At 57.6% G+C, this 24,991-nt stretch carries 23 protein-coding genes; 14 read left to right on the top strand and 9 right to left on the bottom strand.

The window, feature by feature from the left end; translation table 11 throughout:
- Positions 1–46: 46 nt before the first annotated feature.
- Complete coding sequence (locus H9S92_RS21645) at positions 47–460, top strand: hypothetical protein (protein WP_222936203.1); 414 nt, start codon at positions 47–49, stop codon at positions 458–460.
- Positions 461–534: 74 nt separating this feature from the next.
- Positions 535–1,395 carry an HAEPLYID family protein gene (locus H9S92_RS21640; RefSeq protein WP_187468797.1) on the top strand — a complete coding sequence of 287 codons (861 nt, stop codon included), beginning with the start codon at positions 535–537 and terminating at the stop codon, positions 1,393–1,395.
- A 113-nt stretch (positions 1,396–1,508) separates the two neighbouring features.
- On the opposite strand, the gene H9S92_RS21635 is transcribed toward H9S92_RS21640, so the two are convergent.
- A complete protein-coding gene (locus H9S92_RS21635) occupies positions 1,509–2,348 on the bottom strand; it encodes a phosphatidate cytidylyltransferase (RefSeq protein WP_187468796.1) in 840 nt (279 codons plus the stop codon).
- Positions 2,349–2,393: 45 nt separating this feature from the next.
- Between H9S92_RS21635 and H9S92_RS21630 the strand changes: the two genes are divergently transcribed.
- Positions 2,394–2,885, top strand: a complete 492-nt coding sequence (locus tag H9S92_RS21630; RefSeq protein ID WP_222936202.1) for a MerR family transcriptional regulator — start codon at positions 2,394–2,396, stop codon at positions 2,883–2,885.
- A gap of 55 nt (positions 2,886–2,940) precedes the next feature.
- Positions 2,941–3,867: a lysophospholipid acyltransferase family protein gene (locus H9S92_RS21625; protein ID WP_187468795.1), complete on the top strand. Its 927-nt coding sequence runs from the start codon at positions 2,941–2,943 to the stop codon at positions 3,865–3,867.
- Positions 3,868–3,876: 9 nt separating this feature from the next.
- Here H9S92_RS21625 and H9S92_RS21620 read toward each other — a convergent pair whose 3' ends face one another.
- Entirely contained in the window at positions 3,877–5,664 is a 1,788-nt protein-coding gene (locus H9S92_RS21620) for a hypothetical protein (protein ID WP_187468794.1), read from the bottom strand.
- Positions 5,665–5,857: 193 nt separating this feature from the next.
- Here H9S92_RS21620 and H9S92_RS21615 point away from each other — a divergent pair, with 193 nt between their 5' ends.
- The 7 genes from H9S92_RS21615 to H9S92_RS21585 all read left to right on the top strand — a co-directional run bounded on the left by H9S92_RS21615 (position 5,858) and on the right by H9S92_RS21585 (position 15,194).
- Positions 5,858–7,279, top strand: a complete 1,422-nt coding sequence (locus H9S92_RS21615) for an alpha/beta hydrolase family protein (RefSeq protein ID WP_187468793.1) — start codon at positions 5,858–5,860, stop codon at positions 7,277–7,279.
- 378 nt (positions 7,280–7,657) lie between these two features.
- Positions 7,658–8,380 carry a CPBP family intramembrane glutamic endopeptidase gene (locus H9S92_RS21610; protein ID WP_187468792.1) on the top strand — a complete coding sequence of 241 codons (723 nt, stop codon included), beginning with the start codon at positions 7,658–7,660 and terminating at the stop codon, positions 8,378–8,380.
- Positions 8,381–8,392: 12 nt separating this feature from the next.
- Complete coding sequence (locus H9S92_RS21605; RefSeq protein WP_187468791.1) at positions 8,393–9,907, top strand: FAD-binding protein; 1,515 nt, start codon at positions 8,393–8,395, stop codon at positions 9,905–9,907.
- Positions 9,904–10,932: a hypothetical protein gene (locus H9S92_RS21600; protein ID WP_187468790.1), complete on the top strand. Its 1,029-nt coding sequence runs from the start codon at positions 9,904–9,906 to the stop codon at positions 10,930–10,932. Before H9S92_RS21605 ends, H9S92_RS21600 begins: the two co-directional genes overlap by 4 nt.
- A gap of 35 nt (positions 10,933–10,967) precedes the next feature.
- A complete protein-coding gene (locus tag H9S92_RS21595) occupies positions 10,968–11,996 on the top strand; it encodes a patatin-like phospholipase family protein (protein WP_187468789.1) in 1,029 nt (342 codons plus the stop codon).
- A gap of 253 nt (positions 11,997–12,249) precedes the next feature.
- Positions 12,250–12,639, top strand: coding sequence for a c-type cytochrome (locus H9S92_RS21590; protein ID WP_187468788.1), 390 nt, complete (start codon positions 12,250–12,252; stop codon positions 12,637–12,639).
- Positions 12,640–12,764: 125 nt separating this feature from the next.
- On the top strand, positions 12,765–15,194 hold the full coding sequence (locus H9S92_RS21585) for a gliding motility-associated C-terminal domain-containing protein (protein ID WP_187468787.1): 2,430 nt from the start codon (positions 12,765–12,767) through the stop codon (positions 15,192–15,194).
- Between the two features lie 154 nt (positions 15,195–15,348).
- Here H9S92_RS21585 and H9S92_RS21580 read toward each other — a convergent pair whose 3' ends face one another.
- The 3 genes from H9S92_RS21580 to H9S92_RS21570 all read right to left on the bottom strand — a co-directional run bounded on the left by H9S92_RS21580 (position 15,349) and on the right by H9S92_RS21570 (position 17,739).
- A complete protein-coding gene (locus H9S92_RS21580; RefSeq protein WP_187468786.1) occupies positions 15,349–15,834 on the bottom strand; it encodes a hypothetical protein in 486 nt (161 codons plus the stop codon).
- Positions 15,835–15,992: 158 nt separating this feature from the next.
- Positions 15,993–16,220 carry a hypothetical protein gene (locus H9S92_RS21575; RefSeq protein ID WP_187468785.1) on the bottom strand — a complete coding sequence of 76 codons (228 nt, stop codon included), beginning with the start codon at positions 16,218–16,220 and terminating at the stop codon, positions 15,993–15,995.
- Between the two features lie 271 nt (positions 16,221–16,491).
- Entirely contained in the window at positions 16,492–17,739 is a 1,248-nt protein-coding gene (locus tag H9S92_RS21570; protein ID WP_187468784.1) for a GNAT family N-acetyltransferase, read from the bottom strand.
- A 186-nt stretch (positions 17,740–17,925) separates the two neighbouring features.
- Here H9S92_RS21570 and H9S92_RS21565 point away from each other — a divergent pair, with 186 nt between their 5' ends.
- Entirely contained in the window at positions 17,926–18,747 is an 822-nt protein-coding gene (locus H9S92_RS21565; RefSeq protein WP_187468783.1) for a universal stress protein, read from the top strand.
- A 218-nt stretch (positions 18,748–18,965) separates the two neighbouring features.
- Here H9S92_RS21565 and H9S92_RS21560 read toward each other — a convergent pair whose 3' ends face one another.
- Positions 18,966–20,876 carry a DNA topoisomerase IV subunit B gene (locus H9S92_RS21560; protein WP_187468782.1) on the bottom strand — a complete coding sequence of 637 codons (1,911 nt, stop codon included), beginning with the start codon at positions 20,874–20,876 and terminating at the stop codon, positions 18,966–18,968.
- Between the two features lie 74 nt (positions 20,877–20,950).
- Positions 20,951–21,508 carry an IS1 family transposase gene (locus H9S92_RS21555; RefSeq protein WP_264758021.1) on the bottom strand — a complete coding sequence of 186 codons (558 nt, stop codon included), beginning with the start codon at positions 21,506–21,508 and terminating at the stop codon, positions 20,951–20,953.
- 124 nt (positions 21,509–21,632) lie between these two features.
- On the opposite strand from H9S92_RS21555, the gene H9S92_RS21550 reads away from it, so the two are divergent.
- Both H9S92_RS21550 and H9S92_RS21545 read left to right on the top strand, forming a co-directional pair.
- Positions 21,633–22,022, top strand: coding sequence for a hypothetical protein (locus tag H9S92_RS21550; protein WP_187468780.1), 390 nt, complete (start codon positions 21,633–21,635; stop codon positions 22,020–22,022).
- Between the two features lie 5 nt (positions 22,023–22,027).
- Positions 22,028–22,555, top strand: a complete 528-nt coding sequence (locus H9S92_RS21545) for a hypothetical protein (protein WP_187468779.1) — start codon at positions 22,028–22,030, stop codon at positions 22,553–22,555.
- Positions 22,556–22,696: 141 nt separating this feature from the next.
- Here H9S92_RS21545 and H9S92_RS21540 read toward each other — a convergent pair whose 3' ends face one another.
- Together H9S92_RS21540 and H9S92_RS21535 are read right to left on the bottom strand one after the other, a co-directional pair.
- Positions 22,697–23,284: a PepSY domain-containing protein gene (locus H9S92_RS21540; protein ID WP_187468778.1), complete on the bottom strand. Its 588-nt coding sequence runs from the start codon at positions 23,282–23,284 to the stop codon at positions 22,697–22,699.
- Positions 23,284–24,675, bottom strand: coding sequence for a dipeptidase (locus H9S92_RS21535; protein WP_187468859.1), 1,392 nt, complete (start codon positions 24,673–24,675; stop codon positions 23,284–23,286). The genes H9S92_RS21540 and H9S92_RS21535 overlap by 1 nt, the downstream gene beginning before the upstream one ends.
- Positions 24,676–24,991 lie beyond the last annotated feature (316 nt).

The raw sequence follows: 24,991 nt of genomic DNA, 5'->3' as shown, positions 1-24,991 counted from the left end.
TGCCTGGGGCGCGGCCGCAGGTGCCGGGTTAGGGGATTAATAATAAGTGCGTCAGGTAAAACGTTTGCATACGGTGATTACCCAGTTGAGAAATAGTATATTTTCTAAGGCCCTTTGGGGGCTGATGGGCCTTCATTTGTTCAACATCAGTGTAGATGCCATTGACCACCTTCCACAGCATTTCGCGGAAGATTTGTCGTATAATGACCAGGAAAGTATTGTGGAGTTTTTGGTAGAAACCATTTTAGGTTTTGAAGATGCCTTTACAGAGTTTGACGATCACGATGCAGAAGACCACAACAAGAAAAATAACCTCAAAATAGGACTATGGCCTCTCCCAATCGCATTGGAGACGCCGCTGCCCCCTACAATAGTGGTGCGAAAAAAAACGCTGACCCATTATGAAGCCTGTCTAACCAAAGGCTTCCTGGAAACAGCGGCCCCTCCCCCCCGATTTTGATTTGTTTGCCAGCAACATTGCTCCTGTCCCCATTGGGGGGCGGGACGAACTTCTAATGCTTTCAACAAATCAATATGTACCTCAAAAAAATGATGGTGTCAATCCTCGTATTGTCACCAATGATCGGCCTGTATGCTCAAACCACGGCCGCAGAGAAAGACAGTATTTACATTCAACAACACGAAGGCGACTTGGAGCCTGCAAAGGTCTTGCACGCCGAACCCCTCTACATTGACCTGATCCGTGATTTAGGCGCAAGAAAAGGGGAGAAAGAGTGGAACATTGGCTTGGGCCTTACGGATAACCTGAACTTCGATTCTTACGAAGCGCTCGTTGAGTACGAATGGGCACCAATGGACCGATTGGGTCTGGAAGTCGAACTGCCGTTCACCTTTTATTCGGCGGTGAATGGGACGGGAAGGGAGGACGTTCCTTCTAATCGGCTCAACAGCCTGAAAGTTGCGGCCCAATGGTCCTTCTACGTCAATGAACAGCGGGCCACCTCCATGGCTATCGGCTACATCAACGAACTGGAATTATCGGACTTTGCAAGCTTTGGCAAGCCGTTCATCAAAGGGAATGTGTATAATCCTTTTCTGGTAGTCGCTAAGCGCTGGGGCAACAATTTCCATAGCCTGATTTACACGGGGCCTACGGTAGAGCAAAATTTCCACACCGAGGTTTTTCACACGATCTACGATGCCAACACAAGTTTTCACTACATGATTCCGGGCACCAGGAATTTTATTGGTGTGGAGTTTAACAAAACCTTGGACGAGCGCGACTTTGATATGACCATCCGGCCCCAGATGCGCCTGGGGATCGCCGATAATTTGTTGATTGGCATCGTCGCCGGGATTCCGGTCAGTCGGGAAAACGAAAGGCTCAGTTCTTTTGTGCGCCTGATCTGGGAGCCGAAGCATAAGAAAAAGTAACCACCGTATGTGAGGCTATTCCGCCCGCTTTCCGTTCACTGCTCTTTGCCTCACTTCCCTGGTACCTGCGGCCGCGCCCATCAGTGCATCCACCCCCGGCTGGCCTTGCCCCGCTAGCGGAGGTACAGGAGGTAGGCGGAGGCAAAAGGGATGACGAAAATGAAGGCGTCAAAACGATCGAGCAGGCCCCCGTGGCCGGGCAGGAGGTTGCCGCTGTCTTTGACGCCTACGCTGCGCTTGAGCATGCTTTCCACCAGGTCGCCCAGGCCACCGAAGACGGCCACGATGACGGCCAGCCCTACCCACTGTACCAGCGGGATCTCGTGAAAAATTAAGCTCAGCAGGTAACCAAATACGATGGTGGTGATGAAGCCTCCCGTGGTGCCTTCCCAGGTTTTATTGGGACTGATGCGGGGAAAAAGTGGCGTTTTGCCAATGAGGCTGCCCGTGAGGTAGGCCCCCGTATCGTTCACCCAGGTCAGTACCAGCAGGCCGAGCACCACCCGGCCGTTGAAGTTGTTTTCGCCGTCGAAGGCGATGAAGTCCAGCAAAGCGAAAGGCACGCCGATGTAAAAAAGCCCCAAAACCATGAAGGCGATGTTGGCGAAAGGTTCTTTGCTGTTGCTGTACAGTTCGTAGATGAAGATGGTGAAAACGAAGGGAGAGAAGAGGAGGCTGGCCAGGGTGATGAAATTTTCGGGCTCCTTGACTTTCAGCAGGCTCAGCGCCGTCACCAGCACAAAAGGCATTAAGCCCAGTGCAACACCGAGGGCCTTGCGGATTTTATCCCGCCGGGTATGCAAATCGAGGGTCATCCCAAAGAACTCCCACAGGCAGCCCCCCGTGATGATCAGGAAGAGGGCACTGAAGGTGTACTCGCCCGTGTAATGGCCGGCAACCATAATGACAACGAAAATAACGGCGGTGGTGAGTCTTCTCCAAAGTCCTTGCATGCAACTTCTTCCCGAGCGGGGGCTTTGGGGGCAAGATAAGACGGATTGGCAAATGTCCCGGTGGAGGACGGGGCTACCGGGCCAATCCCCCGCCAAAAGCAGGGCGGCCGGGCGGTGCGCTGCGGGCAGTTGCGGCTGCTGCTGACCCTCCCGCGCCAGGTGCGCGAAAAAAAGCTTACCTTTTTGGCCCAAATGCACCGCAATATGGCCAAGGAAGAGCGCGATGACGACCTCAAACTCTATTACTCGATCGGCGAAGTGGCCGAGCGGCTGGGGGTGAACGCCTCCCAGATCCGGTTTTGGGATAAGGAGTTCCCCCACCTCAAGCCCAGCAAAAACAGCCGCGGCGAACGGCGCTTTACCAAGGAAAACATCCGGCAGCTGGAAGAAATCCACCACCTGCTCAAAGACCGGGGCTTCACCATTGAGGGGGCGCGCAAGGCCATCACCAACGGCAAGAAGACGCCAGCGGCCAAGGAAGAGGTGATTGAGCGCCTGCTGGCCGTACGGCAGCGCCTGCAAGACTTGCTGAAGTAAGCACTTGGACAACTGGCACCGTCCCTTTTCGGATCACTAAGGCTACCTTTGGGCCATGGCCCAGCTCTTTTATTACCTGATGTTGCTGCCGCTGAGTCGGCTCCCATTGCCTGTCCTCTACGCCGTCGGCCGTGCTGGCTACTGGCTGGGCTACCGGGTGTTGGGCTACCGCCGGGAGGTGGTTTTGGCCAACCTGCGCGGGTCTTTTCCCGCCTGGACGGAGGCAGAAGTACGCACGCAAGCCCGGCAGTTTTACCGCTATTTTTTCGATTCGCTGGCCGAGTCGATCAAGCTCTTTTCGATGTCCGTCCCCGAAAGCATCGAGCGTTGCCGGGTGGAAAACCCCGAACTGCTGGCCCCCTACGCGGCCGCCGGGCGCAGCGTGATGGTGGTGGGCGGGCACTACGCCAACTGGGAAATTGCCGCCCTCTCTTTCCCGGCCATCTTCCCGGATTTCACCGTCATGGCCATCTACAGCCCGCTCAAGAACCCGGCGATGGACGCCATGATCCGCAAAAACCGCGAACGCACGGGGCTTTACCTGGTCAGCCGCCGGGAAGTGGACGAATACTTTGCTGCCGACCCCGTCCGCCCGGCCATCGAAATTTTTATTGCCGACCAGTCCCCGAGCAACCACGCCTGGGAAAAAGTACACTGGTCCCATTTCCTGGAACGCACCACGAGTTTTCTGGCGGGCCCCGAACGCAACGCCGTGCGCCACAACCGCCCCGTGTTTTACATGAATTTACGCATGGATAGCCGCGGCCACTATGTCTCCCGCCTCATCCCGATCACGGATGCTCCGCGTGAAGAGACCCCCGGCTTCATTACCGAGGCTTTTGTCCGCATCCTGGAAAAAGAAATCCAGCGGGACCCCACGCCCTGGCTCTGGACGCACCGCCGTTGGAAGCGGGGAGTTGCCCCCGCTGCCGCCGAAGCTTTGCAGGGCAAGGATTATTTGGCGGCGGAGTATGAGTGGTGAGAGCCCCCCTCAAAACCCATCATCCCGCCGCGCCACATTCCAGCGCACCCCGAAGTTCAGCACGGAGGTTAGCAGGTCGCGGTCGGCGCTCTGGGAGTCTTTGTTGCGGGAGATGTATTCCCCTTCCAGCCAAAGGTTGGGCTTGAGTTCGTAGCTGCCGCGCAGGGTCATTAGGGTGTTCTGGTAATTGATGCCCTGCCCAATTTCGTTGCCAAAATCCATTTCCCGCAGCTCGTGGGAAACGTTGATGTTTTCGCCCACTACGCGGTCCGCGCTGCCTTCGCCCTGCTCGATGAGGTAAAGCCGGCCGCGGAGGTGCAGGCGCGGCAGCGGGCGGTAATCCAGCCCGACGAGCGATTCCCGGAAATTGGCCCCCAGCGGATGGGCCAGGGCCATGGCGAAGTGGGTGTAGTTGCTCAGTCCCCGGTGGGTATAGGTGTAGGGCCGCACGAGGTTGCGCTCCACCACCAGATCCAGTTGCCTGAGGCCAAAGGCGTCCACGTAGCGGGCCCCGAGCTGGTAGCCGAATTTGTTGGCCCACCAGCCCCGTCGCTCCACGAAGAGCTCATCGAACTTGAATTCATCCAGGATGAACTGCCCGTAGGCCTCAATGCGCCACGGCGTCTGGTAGCGGCCCGTGAGCCCCACGATGGCGTTATCGGGGCTGCCCACACTCTGCTCAATGGTACGGTAAAGGATGATGGGATTGAGGTAGGCCAGGTCAAAACCGTCTTCCCGGTTCATTACCACCGCTTCGAACAGGCCGAGGGTAAGGCGCTGCCCCAGGTTGATGGAAAGGTGGTGGGCGGCGAGGTACTTTTTGGTTAGCGGCACGCCCGTCGGCGTGGCCCGCGTCGGTCCGTTGGTCAGTTCCGCAAAAAGGTTACGGTAGTGGAATTTCCAGATGCGCCAGTTCAGCTCCAGGTAAGGGTAGTTGTTGCTGAAATCGCTGAGCAGCAACGAGCGCTCGCCGTCGCCAATGAAGTGGTTGCCGTAGCCAAGGCGGGCCCCGACGTGCCGGGTCAGGTCGGCGGAGACGTAACCCTGCCCGTTGAGGTAATCTGCCCCGTTCTGGACGTTGGCCACATCGAGCTGGTACGTTTTCAGGAAGCCCGCGCCGGGCAGCGCCCCGAAGCGGTTCCGGTACTGCCGCACGTAATCTGGCAAGCCCCGCTGGGTTTCCAGGATCTCGAAGTGAAGAAAAATGCGGTCGTCCACGCCAGCCCGCAGGCGCAGTCCCCGGCGGTTGTAGAAATAGTCTTCGGCGTCGTCTTTTTGCTTGCCGTAGCGGAAGTCGATGACGGGATTGAGGCGGAGGTAAAAGTCGGGGCGGTTGACCTCCAGCAGGTTGGCCGGAGTGGGGTAGAGGAGCCCCAGGAGGGGTTTTTGTTGGCGGTACAACGGGCTTTGCTCGGAGGCCGTAGCGAAGGCTTCTCCCAGGTCATAGGCGGCGCGGTCGCCGTCATCGGCGGGGGCCAGAGGGGGCAGGGCGAGCCACTCGTTGTTGTCGTCAAAAAAGCGTTGCAGGCGGTAGCGATCGGTCTTCGTCAGGTCTGCGGCGTAGCGCTCGAGGTAAGTTTTGGCGAGGCGAACGGCCCCGGCGCGGTTGACGGGCCGGAGGGCCAGGTCGGTGGCCGGTCGCTCAAAACCCGCGTAGCCGTAGCGGATGGCCAGTCGGCGGAGCAGTTCGTAGTGCTCGTCATCCGTCGGCAGCGGACTGCCCTGGCCAGGCAGCCACACCGGGCCCAGCAGAAGAATACCGAGGAGAGAAAGGAGGTAAGGTAGGCGCTGCAACATGGCCGAAAGGTACGACGGCCCGGGCATGCCTGGACTTGGCAAACGAAGGGGGCGCGGTCGCAGGTGCAGGGAAAAGACGCCCCAGCGAAGTACACTCCCCGAGAGTGTCCCCTCGAAACATCCTCAGCCATTAACGGGGATAGCGAGCAGGGTTAAGGCAAAGAATTATCTTTGGCTATAAAATTAACCGGTCATGGCCCTACTTCGTGCGGTGTTTTTGTCATGTTTTTTTGGAATGGCCACCCTCCAGGCCCAGCTGGCGGGTGAGTGGTTTGCCGTCCTTGATGCCATGGGGACCAAACTGCCCATGAAACTGGAACTCCGCCAGACGGCAGACACCTGGGCCGGGGAGATGTCTGACCCCACCGTGCCCGGTCGGCGCATCGACCTGGCCGAAATCGACTACGATGGCCAGCAATTCAGCTACACCGTTCCCACCCTCGGCATCGTCTTCAGTGGGACGCAAGATGGAGAGGAACTCCGCGGCGTCTTCCGCCAGGCCAATACCGATTTCCCCCTGGTCTTTACCCGCCAGCGGCCCGTTGGCTATCCCTCCGCCGATGCCCCCAGTCGTCCCCAGGAGCCGCAGGACTTTCCCTACCTGCGCCAATCAGTCACCTTCGCCGGCGGGGCCGACTCCGTCACCCTGGCCGGAGAGTTGACCCTTCCGGCGAGCGACCGCCCCAAAGCGGCCCTCGTTCTGGTCTCCGGCTCTGGCCCCCAGGATCGCAACTCCGCCCTCGGCCCCCCGATCAACCACCGTCCCTTTCTGGTGCTGTCTGATTTCCTGACCAGGCGGGGTTACGCCGTCCTCCGCTACGATGACCGCGGGGTGGGGGAGAGCACGGGGAGTTTTTCCAGTGCCACTTCTGCCGATCTGGCCGCTGACGCCGGGGCCGCCCTCCGCTTTTTGCGGGAGCAACCCGCCTTGGCCGGGGTGCCGGTGGGCATGGCTGGCCACAGCGAAGGCGGTATGATTGCTCCCATGGTGGCGGTTGCCGATGGAAAAATGGACTTCATGGTCTTGCTGGCTGCCCCGGGCGTAGCCATCGACAGCCTGATGCTGGAACAGCGCCGACTGGTCAGCAAAGCCATGGGCGTGCCGGAGGCCATTACCTTGCGCGACGAGCCCCTGATCCGCGCTGCCTACCGCTGGATCGGGGAAAATACCCAGCTCGATCAGGCCACCTACGTGGAAGGATTGTCCCGGCAAATCGAAGCCCAGCTCGATCACCTGCCTGAGCCCGTCCGCCAGAGCATCGTCGACCCCAAAGCCTACAGCGCACAGTACGTCAGGCCGCTCTCCTCCCCGTGGATGCGCTACTTCCTGGCCTTCCAGCCCCGGGATTACCTGCGGCAGCTGACCATGCCGCTGCTGGCCATCAACGGAACGAAAGACACCCAGGTCCCCGACTTGGCCAACCTCCACGCCATCGCCGAAGCCATGGCCTACAGCGGCAATAAGGACGCCACCGTTCTTGCCCTGCCCAACCTGAACCACCTCTTCCAACCCGCCGATTCGGGCGCTCCCACGGAGTACGGCAGTATTGAGATCACCTTCGACCCCGTTGCGCTGGAAGCCATCGCGGATTGGCTTGATGCCCGGTTTGAGTAGTGTTTATCTCCCCACCCCGGATTACGGATGCTTTGCATCCTTACGTGGGGTATCCCCGGATTACGGATGCTTTGCATGCTTACGTGGGGTATCCCCGGATTACGGTTGCTTTGCATCCTTCATCCGGGGTTATTAAAGTTCGACCCCTCCGGGGTCTGGGGGGGTGAAGTGCTTTGCTGTTTGCTGAGTGGCGTTTGACTTCCTTTTTTTTGCGTCCATCACCCGGCACCTGCGAACGCGCCCAAATGTGCGCCACCGCGTGGGTACTGGCGAGCTTATAACTTTAGTTGGGCCGATATGCCGCTATTTTTGGAGTGTGTTGTAACATCCTGGTAATTTGTTGCAATACAACTGTACTCCAACACCAGCATTTTAAGCATGGCTACCGATTACCTGATCCTGTCGCTACTTACGGGAACCCTGGGCTTTATCCTCTGGTACGCGCTGTCCCCTTCGCTGCGTTTGCCGAAATCTTTCCAGATCCAGTACGACGTTAATTCGTCTTACTTCAGCCGTATCCTCCGCCGGCGCCTGCTCGGCGCTTTTCTGTTTGGCGGGGTGCCGCTGCTGATGGTGTTCTGGTTCAAGTGGTTGGGCGACATCAGTTTGGTCGACCTGGGGATCAGTTTTGCCTGGAGTCCTGCGGTAGGGTATTGGCTCTTGGGCCTCTTGCCCGTCACCCTGCTGTTCAACTTTCTTTCCACCCGCGGCCGCGCCCACTTGCTGGAATACCCGGAGATTCGCCTGACCTGCTGGACACCGCTCATGTGCATCTGCAGCGCCTTTTTCTGGCTGCTTTACCTGGTGGGCATGGAGTTTCTTTTCCGGGGGATGGTACTGCAATCCGTATTTATGAATACTGGCAGCACCTGGCTGGCCCTGCTGGTGAGTACGGGCATGTACGGCATGATCCACTACTTCAAGAACAACCGCATTTCGGTGGGCAGCATTCCCTACGGACTGATTATGGCCTACGCCACCCTGGAATCGGGGAGCCTGTTGCCCACCATTATCGTACACGTAGTGGGAGCCTGGACGACCGAATGGACGGCGCTTTACCTCCATCCCGAGGTACGCGTCCAACGCCAGCTTTACGACTAAGCCTCCTGAACAATGAACGAAAGACTCGCCAAAATTTCCGTAGACCGTTACACCTGGATCAATGCCTCGCGCAACGTGGAGGTGACGCCGCGGCGCTTCTTTTTTCCCGCCGATGTGGAAGACCTCCGCCTCATCGTCCGGGAGGCCGAAAGCAGGGGCTTGCGCGTGCGGGCCGTGGGCTCTGGCCACTCTTATTCCGAAGCGCCCAAGGGCCAGGATTTTCTGCTGTCCATGAAAAAAATGCGTGGCCTGCAGAAGACCGACCCGGCGACCCTGCGCAGCGCCTGGCGGGATCGCCACCTCGTCTCCGCCGGCGCGGGCACCATCCTGAAACGCCTGACGCGCAGGCTCGATGCCATGGGCCTGGCCCTGACGAATATGGGGGCGGTGGATTTTCAGACCATCTCGGGGGCCATGCTCACCGGCACCCACGGCACCGGGATTGCCAAGCCGGCGGTGCCCGATATGGTCCGCTCCGTCCGCATGGTCGCTACGGGCGGCGAGTTGCTCCAGATTGAACCCCTGCAGGGGATGACCGACCCCGTACTCCACGCAGCGGCCCACCCGGACCTGCGCCTGATCCAGGACGATGCAGTGTTCCATAACGTCATCCTCGGCTTCGGTGCTACGGGGATCATTTATGAACTCACCCTGGAGGTGGAACCCCAGTTCTGGATGCAGGAGCGCCGTACGTTGGTCGATTGGCAAGACCTCCGCGCGGCACTGCTGGACGGCAGTTTTATGGAAAAGGTGCGGGGGACGGATTTTGTCGCCTTCCGCGTCAATCCCTACGCCGTCAAAGGCAAACACCGCTGCGCCATCGTTGAGCAAACGATCGTTGACCGCAGCCAACAACCCCGCGGCCTCCACGCCAGGATGCGCAACATCTTTGCCACGGTCTTGGGCAACATCGAGTATTTGGTGGAGAATACCATCCGTAAGCTCCAACTCAAGCCCGAAGGCGTAAAAAAAACCATCCAGCTCGCCCTGTGGTCAACCAAAGACATGAGCTACTTTGGCAAAAGCCACCGGGTGCTGTACCAGAGCGGCAACGCCGTAATCCGCTACGGCATCAGCGCCGAGTTCGCCTTTCCGGCCCACGCCGAAAAAATCGTGGAGGTGATCGAAGCCATTTTTGTGCAGGCCGAGCGCAACGCTGCGGAGGCGGGCTTGTACCAGTCGGCGCACATCCCGGTACGCTTTGTGGCTCCCTCCCAGGCCCTGCTTTCCTCCGCCTACGGGCGGGAGACGGCCTACATTGATGTCCCCTTGCTTTTTGGCACGGTAGGGGACATTGAAATACTGGAAGGCTACCAGGAAATGATGATCCGCCTCGGCGGCATCCCCCACTGGGGCAAGCACAATACCCGCCTGTACCAACACCATGATTTCATCCGAGCACAGTTTGCGCGCCTGGACGACTGGATTGAGGTTCGCGATCGCCTCGACCCCAGGGGGACTTTCCTGAACGACTTCGTGCGACAGATGGGTTTAACCCGTTTGCCGGAGATTATTCCTGGCCCGTGAAACAGCTCTCTATCCTTTTGTGGTTCGTTTGCGGAATGCTGCTGACAGCGGGCTGTGGCGTGGTCAATACCGTAAAAAAAAGCCTGGTGGAGGTAAAGCAGCAAGCTCCGGGCATTGGCGAAAACCTGACGCGCGGCTTGGCCAGCGGGCTGGATACCGCCAGGCTCGATGAGCTGGTGGCGCGCCTGGTCCACGCTGCGGGGCAATCCGTGCAGGCGGAGCTCGACTCCGTGAGCATCCGGCGACTAGAAGACTCCGTGCGGACCAGCCTGAATGCTTTGATGGCCGACGCAGAAGGCGGCCTCCACCACCTCCTGGCCGATACCGCAGCGCTGAACCCGCTGGAAGTGAAACTCCACATGGCCCTGCTGGACCTTACGCGCCAGCTCGATCAAAGCCTGGCGCGCGCCCTGCCTACGCTGCTCAACGCCGCCGCCGAAGGCCGCATCCTCCTGCTCCGTGATTCCCTGCTGGGCGAAAAAACGGGTGCGCTGGCCAGCGCCATTCTAGTGGATGCATTTGACAATATGCTGGGCAGTCCGGAACTCGATAGCCTTTTGAATAAGGTGGAATTGGCGGTAGGCAAAACGACGGGGGATATTGACCGAACCTCCGGAAAGATTTCCAAAACCGTGCGCACCATCGCCCTGGCTGGTGGGGGAGTACTGCTGGCCCTGTCCCTCCTGTTTTTCGTGCTCTGGATGCGCAAAAACAGCCAGGCCCGCAGGCAGCGCGATTTGCTCGTTAATCTCACCAAATCCATCGACGCTATCCCTTCGCAATCGGCTTACGACCAGACGATGGCCGACCTGCAACAGCGCCTGGCAGCTGCCGACGACCAACAGGAAATCCTCCGGAACATCCTCCGGGAGCACCAAAGCCAGTACACCGGCAAACAGCAATTCCAGGCGCACCACCAGCGCCTGCTGGAGTTGCTGCGGACCGACCCCGCCGCCGCAGAAATCCGCGCCCGGCTCCTGGCCCGCGCCAACGACCCGTCCTTCGCCACCTACCTTAACCACTAATGCCCATTCCCCCCGCCCAATAAAAACAAGCAGCCATGCACAAGCCCCTACGTGTTTTATCCATCGACGGCGGAGGCACCCGCGGTCTTTTTCCCGCCACCATCCTGCACGAGTGGGAAAAAGAGACGGGGGAATCGGTGACGGACTACTTCGACGTCATCGTCGGCTCCGCCACTGGCGGCATCATCACCCTCGGCCTCGCCGCCGGATTGCCCATTGCCGAGATCGCCGGGATTTACCGGGACCGGGCCAGCTTCATTTTGCCCCGCAATTTTTGGCGACGGGTTTTTAACCCCTTCAATCTCTTCCGGCCGAAGTACCCCAATGATAACCTCCAGCAGCTCTTGAGCGAAAAACTCGGCTCCACCACCACGCTGGGGGATGTCGCCCAACGCTACGGTACCGATACCATTTTCCTGACCGGGACTTTAGACATGAGCCCCGATCTGGCGCCGGGGGAGACCCCCGCTTTCAAGGTTGTGGTCTATAATTCTGCCCATACCACCGACGCCCACGAAAAACTGGTGGACCTGGCCATGCGCACCTCCGCCGCCGCCGTCAACCTCCCCCTCTTCGGCCGTTACGGCGAAAGTGGCAATTACGCCAACGACCCCGGCCTCATTGCCCTGGCTTTTTGCCTCAACGCCCAGCCCGCCGCCCCCGGGCAAAGCCTGCTGCCGGGCGGGCTCCAGGGCCTCGGCTTGCAGCCCACCGACCTCCGCTTTTTGTCCCTCGGCTGCGGCTCCGATGGCAGCTCCTACGTCCCGCGCAAAAAAATTGGCACCGGGCAGTGGGGCCTCATCAAGTGGATGGGGCGGCTCATCAGCCTGGTCATTCACACCAACATGGAATTTACCCAGCACGTCTTGCAGCAGGTGCTCGCTCCCCGGCAGTTTTACCGTCTTTCGGGCTACTACAAATCGGCCGCCGCCCCCGCCGTGCTCAAGGACAAAAAATTGAAAATTGACGTCACCGACCGCGAGCAGCTCGACGCCATCGAGACCTTCGCCAGGCAGGTGTTTGCCCACCGGCGGGAAGAATTGCGCGCTTTTTTTGAGGGCTGAGGGACGAGGAGAAGGGCAGGGTTTTCCAGGCCAGTAGCCGTTATTTGCTTTGCAGTACGTCATGTTGGGCGCAGCCGCAGGTGCAGTGCAGGGGGATACCCCCCAACCCCCAATGGGGGAGAGCAGGGCGGGGAGGGGAAGGGAATTTTCCACCCGACCAGGGATGTAAAATGCGATAACTTAAATGGTCTACGCTGGTTGTACTTTTTTACCACCTGGCATTATCCGGCAGTGAAACAAAAGATACTCCCCCATGCGCTACGTTCTCTACTTTCTCCCGCTGATCGTCCTCTTGCTGGTCTTTGGCTGCGGCAAAACCGATAACGTACAAGGTCACAACCTTTACGACCAGCACTGCGCCAACTGCCACGGAGAATACGGGGAAGGTCTCCGGCGACTGATCCCACCGCTGGCGGGGGCAGATTACCTGCGGGACAATCCCCGGGAGGTGGTCCGGGGGATACGCTACGGTATGCAGGGGCCCTTGGTGGCGAACGGCATCACCTACGATGAGCCGATGCCCGGCAACGAAGACCTGACGGAATTTCAGATCGTCAACATCGTCAATTACCTGCACCAGGCCTGGGGAAATGACTACGGCGGCATCACCGTCGAGCAAGCCCGGGCCTGGCTTAAGGAATAGCGGCCGGGTGACTTAGGTGCACAATCCACCCCGGGCTGTGGCGCAGAGTCGGTAAAATGCGTACTTTGCCATCCCTTTGCCGGAGGTATGCTCCGGTACCAAACCCAAAACCAGGGCGATCCGCCATGATGAACCGTCTGCTCCTATCCCTCGTCAGTATCCTGATGCTTTCCGCCGCTGCCTTCGCGTCGGGCCACCCCGCTGCTCCCCGCACGGGCTCTCCCACCTCCTTGATGCCGGTTGTTACCATCCTGAACCCCGATACCGTCTTCCTCTGCCAGGGCGATACCTTGCAACTGATGCAGACCAACAGCGTGGCCGATAATGGCCTCGTCTGGCGGCCCGAAGAAGGTTTTATCGATCCCCTCACCACGCCCAACCCCCGGGTTGTACCCGTAAATTCCCGCTACTACGTAGTCTCCGTCGTCGACCCCGCCGATGGCTCAGTGGGTAGCGACAGCATCTGGATTGACGTTGATCGCCTGGTGGTCCCTGAGCTCGTGTCCGATACCCTCCACTGCGGTAGCCAGCCCCTTCAATTGGTCGCCACCGCCGTCACCGACCCTGGCCAGACCGTCTACAGCTGGAGCCCGGGAAGTTTCCTGGACGATTCTACCGACGTAAACGCCGTGCTGACCTATTCCTTCGATCTCGACACGGTGTTTACCCTGACGGCGACCTCCGAGAACGGCTTCTGTGCCGACACTCAGTCCGTACGGGTGCAAATCATCCCTTCTCTACTGGAGATCACCCAGGGCGATACCGTACTGCGCTGTCTGGGCGAAGGACCGATCCAGTTGTCGGTCAGCATCCAACCCGCCATCAGTTCTGAAGTCCGTTGGTTCCCCACTACCGGAGCCCTCACACCGCCTACGGGCACTACCTTTCAGGTGGATCCCGCCCCAGAAGTCCTTTACTTCGCTGAAGCAACGGTCAACGGCTGTTACCAGATCGATTCCGTTTACGTGCGTACCGACTCCCTGCCCCAAGACATGAGCTTCACGCTCGACCCCATGAAGGATCCCTTCTGCCAGGGGGATACCTTTTACTTACAATCGCCCGTCTACGATGTGGGTGATTTCCCGCTCATTACCCACAGTTGGGATGTGGCTCCCGGCCTGGCCAGCCCCGAGGACCTCTACAATGGCGTGTTCTTCGCTGCCGATTCCGCCTTGGTCACCCGCATCAACACCAGCGGAGCCTGCGTGGATACCACCACCATTCAGATCAACGTCATCAAGCCACCGGTTCCCATCTTTAATCCCGTAGACCCCCTGGTGTGCCCCGGCGAGCCCGTTCAGATCACCGTCACTTTCGACCCCAGCGGACCCAACGCCACCCTGGAATGGGAAGACCCGGGCAACACGCTGAGTTGCGATGACTGCCTGAACCCCATCGCTACGGTGGGCCAGAGCACAACCTACATGATCACCATGACGGCGGAAGGCTCGGAGTGTACAGAACCTACGATGTATTCCATTGGCGTTATTCAGGACATTGCACCTACCCTTACCGATGACCGGCTGCTCTGCCTGGGCGATTCCCGCCAACTCATCGTTAATAACATCATCGCTGGTTACACTTACCGCATCACTGGCGGGGGCGTAGATACCAGTAACCCGCTCGCCCAGGTTACGCCCACCATGTCTACCACCTATACCGTGGAAACCACCGGAGAGTGTACGACCACCAGCCAGACCATCCGCCTGGAAATCGCCGAAGATTATACGCTTACCGCCGAGGGCCCAGGCTCCGCTTGCGGCACTGATCCCATCCAACTGACGGCCAACGTCAGCAATGGCCGCAACGGCAACTTTCTCTGGACCCTACCCGATGGTGCAACGCTGGCGGGCGGATCGAGCCTGACCGACCGGCAGATCAATGTCAACGCCACGGAGTCGGGTACCTACACGGTGGCCTTCAGCGATGCTTTGGGTTGCGGCAGCACTACGGCAACCGTTACGGTGGAGATCATCGGCGACGACCTTGACCCGGCCATTGCTGCCATGACCAGCGGAGGTGATGATATCGTACCAGCAACGGATGTCGTCTTCAGTGGCAACACCATCACGCTTACGGCCATCAACCTGCCGGCCGGACTCAACGCCACGTACACCTGGACGGGCAACCTCAGCCCCGCTAACGGCTCCGGCACCAGCATCCAGGTGACTGTGCCACCTCCGGGGCAGAACACCCCCGCCCAGTTGATCTACAACCTCGTGGTCACCACCGCCGAAGGCAATTGTGAATTCCCTGCCTCCATCGTCATCAACATCGTCGAGTCACGCTACGAAATCCCCGAACTTGTCACGCCCAACGGCGACGGTACGAACGATTTCTTCCGGGTATTCTACGGCGGAGAAGTGACGGATTTCACCCTTAGCATCTTCAACCGCTGGGGGCAGAAGATCTTTACGACCACCGATGTCGACCAAGGTTGGGATGGCACCAAAAACGGTACGCCCCAGAACCAGGACACCTACCTCTACCTGGCCAAATTCCGCATCAATGGTACGGAAGTGAGTGAGGAAGGGCAGTTCAGCCTGGTTCGTTAAGGAATCTAAGCGCAAGTCGGGTATTCCGTAGACGCTCCGCGTGAGGTCGAGCCGTATCAATGGTTGAGCCGTTTCACGGCGAAGGGTGGAATGGACGTCTTCCCTACGACTTAGAAGGTGTTGACCTCACACTGCGGCGTAAAACGTCTTAACCTCACACCATCCGCGAATGCCAGCTGTCTTCGAGTGGGCGCTCAAAAATTTGCCGGAGTTCGCCCAGTTCTTTCACCAGGGGGTCAAAGACGATGGTGTCGTTCTCGAGTTTGCCCTGTTCGTAGAGCGACTTGAACTCTTCGCGGGATACGGTATGGATGTGGCCTTTGGCGTCCCGGTAGCTGAAGCGCATCCGGTTGAAGAAGTCGATGCCTAGTTCGGCACCCAGTTCCTGGATGAAGTGAACGGACCCGTCGATGGAGCAACCGCTGGCTTCGGCCTTGCTTTCGTCTACGGCAATGACCAGGAAACGCTGGTGGAGGATGTCGGCGGCGGCCGTCAGTTCCTGGCGGTGGCTCACCCAGTTGGCAACAAAATCCTGCAGGCGGGTACGGATGGTCGTAACCTCATCGGGGGTAAGGGCACGTTCGGCTCCGTAGATCCAGATGCGGCTATCGGAAGCAAGGTGGTCGAGGGCAGTAGACATATTATGCGCAGTTTGGTATGCCACGCAAAGGTAACGCGAATGTGAGAGCCCGGGCGGAAAGGTTGCCGGGTACTTTTGTTGAACTTTACCCACTGGCCGCCAGTCCCAGTCCTCGTAGGCAACGAGGAAGGCCATGACATCCGGCAATGTTGTCTGATTTACGCTACTTCGTTTTTGAGCTGCAGTTCAAAAGACTTCAGGGAGCGGGCCTGGTTTTCGGCTACGGCGTTCAAAACTTTGAGCTCCTCGTTGAGCTCTTCCTGTTTACCGTCGTCCTGGCGGAAGAATCGCCGCTTTCGGTTAATATCGAGGATCGCCTGTACGGTTTGACTGAGGGCCATTTTGGTTTTCAGGTAGCGGTACTTGATATTACGACGGGTAGACATAAGCTCTTGGTTTTGATTTTAGTGGTAGTAAAAACAGCCGGGATTAGGTACGATGAAAAGTACGGCGATATTGCCGTTTATCCAAGGTTTAACTGCGGAAAATCGTACATAAATTTTCTCAAAGGATGTGTTGTCCAAAGAACCTCCCGGAAAGCACCGGGGTTTGTTACTTCCGTTCGTTTTGACAAATTTGTGGCGAAAGCCGACAAGTAGAAAATTTACCTGGCCAGAGGGCCAACTTTTTACCCTTTCGAAGCCAACGAATAAACGCTTAATTTCGAAAAGGATTGCGCTCCTCCCAGGGGGTGGCTTGATAAACCGCAGGAGTAAAGATAGGGACCAGTTGGTTAAGCAGCCGCGGCCGGGCCTTGAGCTGGCAGGCGAAACGCTCGGGGGTGGCTCCTACTGAGCTTTTGATCTCCAGGGCAGTCCTGCCGTAATCCAGTTCTTCGTAGCCTTCCTCGATGGCCGTGGCCAAAAGGTCGTAGAGCATATTATGGTAGAGATGGTGGCTGCGTTTGTAGGTATCTTCCAGGCCGAGGAAATGGGCGTGAAAAACCTTTCCGTTGCCGATGCCGGAGGTGAAGCCCACCATTTCTCCGCTAGCCGTGAAGTAGCCGTGGAAGTAACTCAGCGCAGCCGAACGGTGCCCCTTACTGGGTGAACCCGTCGTGGCCAACCACGGGAAATAAGCAGCGGACAAAGTGGCCGCATTGTAATCGGCCCCGGCGCTGGTTTGCTGGTACAGGTGGTAAATGCGGTCTTGGTAGCGATCGACTTCAGCGGCGGAGAGGCGGCGGCGCTCCAGGCCCTCCATTTTTCCCCGGGCGCGGCGGTAGCGAACCCGGTACTTGCTGCTTAGGTCCAGCAGGTAGTCTTCCAGATTGTTCCAGTGCGCAGGGATGTGGAGACCCATAACGGGGTCGGCGGGCAAGGCGTGGTAGCCCCGTTGTTCCAGTGCGCAGGAGACCGGGTGCTCGGTCGGGTAAAGGTCCTTAAGCAGTACAGCCGTGTAGCCGCGGCAGCTGTCCATCAGGGCATCGGCGGTGGCGCTCAGGAGGTCCGTGGCTTCCGCCGCCCCCAGATTTTGGAGGCCATCCTGGGCGTAGGGCCCGGACACCAGAAACTGCCCAATGCAGAGCACCCGAAAGGAAAAGGGCGCGAGGAGCCGACGCCGAAAGTCGTAGGAAGAAGTTTTTCCCTTGGCTTGGTCACTGACCTGCCCCGCTGCACTGAACGAGAAAGGTTGAGCACTCAGCCATACCCGGCGGCCATCGTGGGCGTGCTCCAGCAACAGCGCCTCCGTGGTGATCCCCTGCGGATGATTCCTGAGAAAAGCCAAAGTCTCTGCCCGCAGCCAAAAACCGTCAGCACGCTCACCCTCCGGCCAGTGCTGGCAGATTTCTTCCGCCGTCCTAAACCGACGCATGCTCCAACCCGCCGCTCCCCGCAGTGGGGCAGCCGTCGGTGCAGAATTTACCGCAGGGGCACAAGGATGATAGAGGAAAGTAGTCAGCATGAATCAATCCGACGTTGGCAGTACCCAGTGGTAACGTATGAATGATAAAATGGATGGATAGAAAAAGCAGAATCGCGTTAAATCGGGTTTCCTCAGGGTGGTACCGACCCTTATTCAACGAAGGCGTGTTACGCTAACGAACGGGCGGCTTATCTTGGCCCTTCCTCACCTTAAAGTCTCTTCTCCATGATTGCTCGCATCCTTGTTCCGGTCGATTTCAGCGTAGGCTCCGCCGCAGCCCTGCGTTACGCCGAGGCCCTGGGCGCTTTCGTTGGTGCCACTTCCGTGAAAGCGATTCACGTCTTTACGCCGCAAACGGCTACGGCTGATGCCCTCGTCATTCCCCCCGTTGGCGAATTGATGGACGAGCGCGAAAACAGGATGCACCAGTTTCTGGACACCATCCCCACCACTGCGGGGATAACCCGCAAAGCGGAATTGCTCCTCGGCTTCGCTGCCGATAAAATCGTCGAAGAAAGCAAGCAGCACGACCTCATCGTTATGGGCGCTACCGGCGAGACGGACTTGCTGGAAAACCTCTTCGGTACCGTTTCCACCTCCGTAGTAAGCCGGGCGGAATGTCCCGTCCTGCTCGTCCCCAAGCAGGCAACCTTTGCCGAATACCAGAACATCCTGTACGCCAGCAACAGCATTTCCCTGAGCCGGCGGGCGGTCCTTCTTTTCATGGACTTCAACGAGCTCTTCCACGCCCGCGTCCATTTCGTGCACGTCAACGACGAGGAAGGTGCCCATCCCGGCACCCGCGAGCAACTTTTCGCCCCCCTGTTCCAGCAACCCGAACCGGAATTCACCTTTGAGATCCAGGAGGTGGAGGCCGATAGTGTGCAGGAAGGGCTGAAAAACTACCTCAGCGAATTCCCCATCGACCTGGCCGTAATGGTCACCCAGCAACGTGGCTTCTGGAATCGGCTGTTCAATAAGAGCAGTACCCGTCAGATGGTGCTCCATCCTTCCATTCCCTTGCTGGTGTTGCAATTGGAGGGCTAAGCACGTCGGTAGGAGCTTTAGCAACCCGAGCGGGGGGATGGGGTATTGTACGGCCCCTCGTACTTTCGAACATGTTCAAATGTTGATTTCGCCCCCTCCCCGCGCGGAGGTTGCCCCCGTACTTTCGAACATGTTCGAATGTTGATGGCTACCCGCAAGGCCCCACCCAAGCACCACCGCCGGATCAGAAACAGGCACAGCCAGCCTCCCACCCGATTTTATCCCAAAGCTTCCGCCTCTTCCAGTTGTTCGACGTCTGCGGTGCCGTCTTCGTCCAGGTCGGCGTCCCGTTCAATGCGGAGGTTGTCAATGATGAAGTTCTGGCGCTCGGGGGTGTTTTTGCCCATGTAGTAGGTCAGCAGGTCGTCGATGTTGGTCGCTTCGCCCAACACAACGGGTTCCAGGCGGATGTCCGGACCAATAAAGTCCTTGAATTCATTCGGGCTGATTTCGCCCAGGCCTTTGAAGCGGGTAATCTCCGCTTTGCCGCGCAGTTTCTCAATGGCTTCCTGTTTTTCCGCCTCGCTGTAGCAGTAGTAGGTCTTCTGCTTATCACGCACCCGGAACAGGGGCGTTTCGAGGATGAAGAGGTGGCCCGCCCCGACCATATCCGGGAAAAATTGCAGGAAGAAGGTGAGGAGCAGCAGGCGGATGTGCATGCCGTCCACGTCGGCGTCAGTCGCAATTACGACGCGGTTGTAGCGCAACTCGTCTACCCCATCTTCAATGTTGAGGGCGTGCTGGAGGAGGTTGAACTCCTCGTTTTCGTAGACTACCTTTTTGGTTTGTCCGAAGCAGTTGAGGGGCTTGCCGCGGAGGGAAAAGACGGCCTGGGTCTGTACGTCCCGCGCCACCGTAATCGATCCACTGGCGGAGTCTCCCTCGGTGATGAAGATGGTCGTCGCCAGCTTCTGCTCTTCGCTGTGCTTTTTATCCGTGGAGTTGTACTGGACGCGGCATTCGCGCAGCTTTTTGTTGTGGAGGTTGGCCTTTTTGGCCCGGGCGTTGGCCAGTTTTTTGATGCCGGCGATTTCCTTGCGCTCCCGCTCCGACTGCTTGATTCGCTTTTCAAGGTCTTGGGCAACGGTGGGGTTCTTGTGCAGGTAGTTGTCGAGCTTCTCCAGCAGGAAGTTGCGCATGAAGGTCTGCACCGTCGGCGAACCCGGCCCCATTTCCGTTGATCCCAACTTCGTTTTGGTCTGGGATTCAAAGATGGGGTCTTCTACCTTGACGGCCACGGCGGCCACGATGCTGGCCAGGATGTCTTTGCGGTCGTAGCTCTTATTGAAGTGCTTCTGCACCGCATCCACAAAGGCCTGCTTGAAGGCGTTGAGGTGGGTACCGCCCTGGGTGGTGTGCTGGCCGTTGACGAAACTGTAGTAGGTCTCGCCGTAGGCATTGCCGTGGGTGATGGCCACTTCCACGTCCTCTTCCTTGAGGTGGATTACGGGGTAGCGCTGCAACTCTTCACCCACGCGACGCTCCAGCAGGTCCTTCAGGCCGTTTTTGCTCACCAGCGTCTTACCGTTGTAGTTCAGTTTCAGGCCGGCGTTCAGGTAGGCGTAGTTCCAGAGCTGGTTCTCGATGTAGTCGGGCCGGTACTTGTACTTTTTGAAGATGCTGTGGTCGGCCCGGAAACTGACGAAAGTTCCGTCGGCCTCATTGGTTTTCACGGGCTTATGGTCTTTGACGAGTTCCCCGAAGGCGAAGTCGGCCTGCTTGAGTTTGCCTTCGCGGACGGCGTAGACGGTGAAAGCTTCCGAGAGTGCGTTGGTGGCCTTCAAACCGACGCCGTTAAGGCCCACCGATTTTTTGAAGGCTTTGCTGTCGTACTTGCCGCCAGTGTTGATCTTGGAGACGACGTCGATGACTTTGCCCAGGGGGATGCCGCGGCCAAAGTCGCGCACGGAGGCCACGCCATCTTCAATGCGGACGTCAATCTCCCGCCCGTGGCCCATCACGTACTCGTCGATGGAGTTGTCAATGACTTCTTTGAGCAGGATGTAAATGCCATCGTCGGGGCTGGCGCCGTCGCCCAGTTTACCAATGTACATGCCGGGGCGGAGGCGGATGTGCTCCCGCCAGTCGAGCGAGCGGATATTGTCTTCGGTGTATTGCGCTTCGGCCATGGATGTAGGTAGTAGCAAGGTTGGGGAGGAAAGGCGAGTTACTAGTGAGCTGATTCAACTTCTGCATTAGTCCGCTAGTCGCACAAATGTACGAAGAAAAATGAAACAAGCAAAACAATTTGTGGTTTTTGGGCGGTGAGATGGTACTGGCCTATCGTTGAATGAAGTGGGAAAGGTGGGGGGGGCGAAACACCTCGACCTCCAACATGAAAGGCCAAAACCTGCTTGATCGCTGGGCAATAGACTACCCAGATCCAACGCTTGTTTTTCTTGCAGCCGACGAAGGACCACATTTCATCTAATTGAATTTCAACGGATTGTAGCTCTTCATCACTCAGATTCTCTAGGAGCTCGTAATCTACTCCCAAATTGTCCAGCGTTTGCTCCCAGATTGAAGCCGCAAAGTTCATCAGCCAAGTCATGCTCACTTCCATGGAACGACAAATTCCACGTAAGCTTACCCTTTCGCTAAGCAGTCGCTCAATGTATCCACGTTTCTCTTTGCTGATCAAGTGGCCATTATCTACGACAAACTGTCTGTTACAATCCTTACAACGAAAACGTTGCTTTTGGTGGTGAGTTTTGCCGTACATGATTATCTTGCAGCTCGTGCAGCTTGGGCAGGTAAGCATTCTTTCTGAGTTTTGTCGCCACTAAGATAGTGAACTTGCCCAGCTGCCATCTTCCTTTACAGAGTGCCATTACTAATGATACACCGCCATCGGTTGTACTAAAGAATTCACTCGTGGATTAATTATGCATGAAGCTATCCATGGTTATATCGACTATTTCAGAGCAACTTTAAGCCAGAGTGAATTTCAAATTAAATTTCCCTTATTTGCCCCTGGTGGCATATTAGATGCAGAACATGAAACTATGGCTAATAACTATATAAATAATCTTCGCGCAGTGATAGAAGGTCAAAACGACTCAATTGCTGATTTCATGGTAGATTTAATGGCCTGGTCTGGACTTCAAGAAACTGCAGCATACGGAGCCTGGAGGAATAGTATGCCATATGGCTTATCATCAGAAGATATACAGGCATCAATGAATACCTTTTTACACGCAGCAAGTGACAATTGCGGCAATGGCCTTCCAGATGGCGATAGCCTTGGAGACTTTAATTTTGAACCCTGCAACTAAGAATAATGAAGCTACTATTTATAATTTTCATTTCAATATACTCATTGCCAGTGATATGCCAATCTGAAGCTAATGAAGATATGATTCAAAGTTATATTTATTGTCTTGATGCTTATGTTAGAGCTACGCCTCAAGATTTTGACCTTCCTATCGAAGGCCGTGATTTTCTTGTGAAAAAATTAGTGGTAACACTTTATTTAAAAAAAGGAGAACTTGTAGCCTTCAATCAAAATGGAATCGAATTTGAATCCAAAATAGGCGAAAATACCATAATGGCGTTCCTGAAAGCCCCGTGCATTGATATGTTCGAAAAAATTAAAAAGGGGAAAGTTAGAAGAGGGCAAAAAGTAGTCAGGGTTTACGAGTATTTTCTAGCAGCCCCTAGGAAATATTTTTCGCCCCAAAATGAACAAATTCTTGTCAAAGAGTTTTATAATCAAGAAGTAGAAAACGAACTTAAAAAGCTTAAAAAAGGTGGAAAAATTCTGGATATTTCTTACAAATTTATATCTGCAGGCTGCCCGATATTTTGACTTTTCACTCATAGAAGTGACGCCCCAAGAGCATAGCTAAGCGGGCTGGTTCAATAACCTCCCCCCGCTCTTCCCCTGGGGCGACGCAGCCTGCACCTGCGACCGCGCCCAACGTAAAACACCGCCCCACGAAAAGATCAACTACCTGCGCATGCGCCGGGGCCCGTACCACAACCAGAAACCGGTTACGGTGAAGAGCACGAGTGCCGCGCCCATGACCGTGTTGTAAAACACCTTGAAAAGCCCGTTGGGGATGCCGAGCCAGTCGTCGACGATGGAGCCATCGTGGACCTGCTCGATCCAGTCGTTGTGGCGGCGGCCGACGCTGAGGACCCGCCCCGTTGCGGCGTCGAGCTGCACCTCGAAGTTGCGGCGGGGGAAGAGAAATTTCATGCTGCCTTTGTCGGGCCGGACGTCAATGCGGTCCACCTCCAGGAGTTGGCCGGTGGACTGGTAAAGCGCCTCGATGGCCAGGAAACTGAGGCTATCCATAGGCAGCCAGCTGCCCGGGTCTGCACTTGCACCCGCGTAAGTTTTGGGCATCAGCATTTCCCCCGCGTGTTTTTTCCAGCCCAGGAGTCCGCCGGTGATGGCCATGACGAAGAAGAAGACAAACAGGGCGACGCCCGCCAGGCGGTGGAGTTTCCGGGCGATGCGCAGCACGGCTGCCTGCTTTTGGCGTTTGCTGCGTGGCTTGGCTGCCGCATTGGTCTCTTCTGCCTCCTGCACTAGGCGCCCGCTTTGCGGCTGGCGTAGGCCCGGAAGAAGAGCGGAACCGTTTCGATGCCTTTGAAGAAGTTGACCACGCCGAAGTGCTCGTTGGGGCTGTGCAGGCCGTCGGAATCGAGGCCAAAGCCCATGAGGATGGTTTCGATTTTGAGAATTTCCTTGAACGCAGCGATGATGGGGATGGAGCCACCGCCGTACATCGGCACGGGCACGCGGCCGAAGCTTTCTTCCATGGCGGCGGAGGCGGCTTGGTACTCCACGGTGTCGGTTGGCGTCACGTAGGGATTGCCGCCGTGGTGGGGCGTGACTTCCACGCGCACGGTATCCGGGGCCAGGGATTTGAAGTAGTCCGCAAACTGCTGCGCGGCTTTTTCGTGGTTTTGCTGGCTCACCAGGCGCATGCTGATTTTGGCGTTGGCCACGGCGGGGATGATCGTTTTGGAACCTTTTTCCATGAAGCCGCCCCAGATGCCGTTGCAATCCAGCGAAGGCAAAATGCCCGTGCGCTCGTAGAAGTGGTAGCCTTCTTCGCCTTCGAGCCCGAACAGGCCGGGGCCTTCCATCTTCGCTGCCGCATCGAAGGGGGCGTTGCGGATCATGTCCCGGACCTCATCGGAAGGAAACACCACGTCGTCGTAAAAACCGGGGATGGTGATGTGTTTGCGCTCGTCTTTGAGCTTGGCCACCATTTCGCAGAGGGTATTGATGGGGTTGGCGACGCCCGCGCCGTAGGTGCCGGAGTGCATGTCTTTGCTGGCGGCGGTCACTTTTACGTCCAGGTAGCTCAGTCCGCGCAGGCCCACGGTGATGCTGGGCACGTCGTTGGCCAGCAGGCTGGTGTCGGACACGAGGATGACGTCGGCGGCCAACATTTCGTGGTACTGCTGGATGAAGGGCGTCAGGTTGGGGCTGCCGATTTCTTCCTCGCCCTCGATCATGAATTTGACGTTGCAGGGCAGGTTGCCCGTCTGGATCATCGCTTCCACGGCTTTGACGTGGATGAACATCTGTCCTTTGTCATCAGTCGCGCCCCGGGCAAAGATGGCACCTTCGGGGTGAAGGGCCGTTTTTTTGATGACGGGCTCGAAGGGGGCGCTTTCCCACTGCTCGAGGGGGGCGGCGGGCTGCACGTCGTAGTGGCCGTAGACCAGGACGGTGGGCAGGGCGGGGTCGATGATTTTTTCGGCGTAGACGATGGGGTGGCCGGCCGTGGGGTAGAGGCTCACTTCGTCCATCCCGGCCTTGAGCAGGTACTCCTGCACCTGGGTGGCGCAGTAGTGGGTGTCGTCCTTGCGGGCGGGGTCGGTGCTCACGCTCGGGGTGCGGAGGAGGCTGAACAGTTCTTCGAGGAAGCGTTCGCGGTGGGCGTCGATGTACTGGTGGGTAGTCATGGTCTTGGGCAGCTGCGCGTTGGGCAATTGGAGGCACAAGGTAAGGTGCCGGGGGGATTGTGCTGTTCGGATTCCGGTTTTCGTCCTTGTTTGGCGGGGTGGGGGGCGGAAAATTTACGTGGGGCAGATTATTGCGCGGCCGCAGGTGCAAGGGGAGCTTGAATGGGCGATGTCAGATGTGTGATGTCTGATGTCAGATGTACAATGTCAGATGTTGCGGCAGGCCCGGCTCCGGACGTCTCGTCCGGCGAAATCTTGTCGGATCCGGACGTCTCATCCGGCTCGCTTCCTCGCAATTTGCGATGTCAGATCTTGC

Source organism: Neolewinella lacunae (assembly GCF_014349155.1).
GTDB lineage: Bacteria > Bacteroidota > Bacteroidia > Chitinophagales > Saprospiraceae > Neolewinella > Neolewinella lacunae.
Note: the sequence above shows the minus strand (reverse complement) of the source record. Positions and strands in the feature narration are given on the sequence as shown.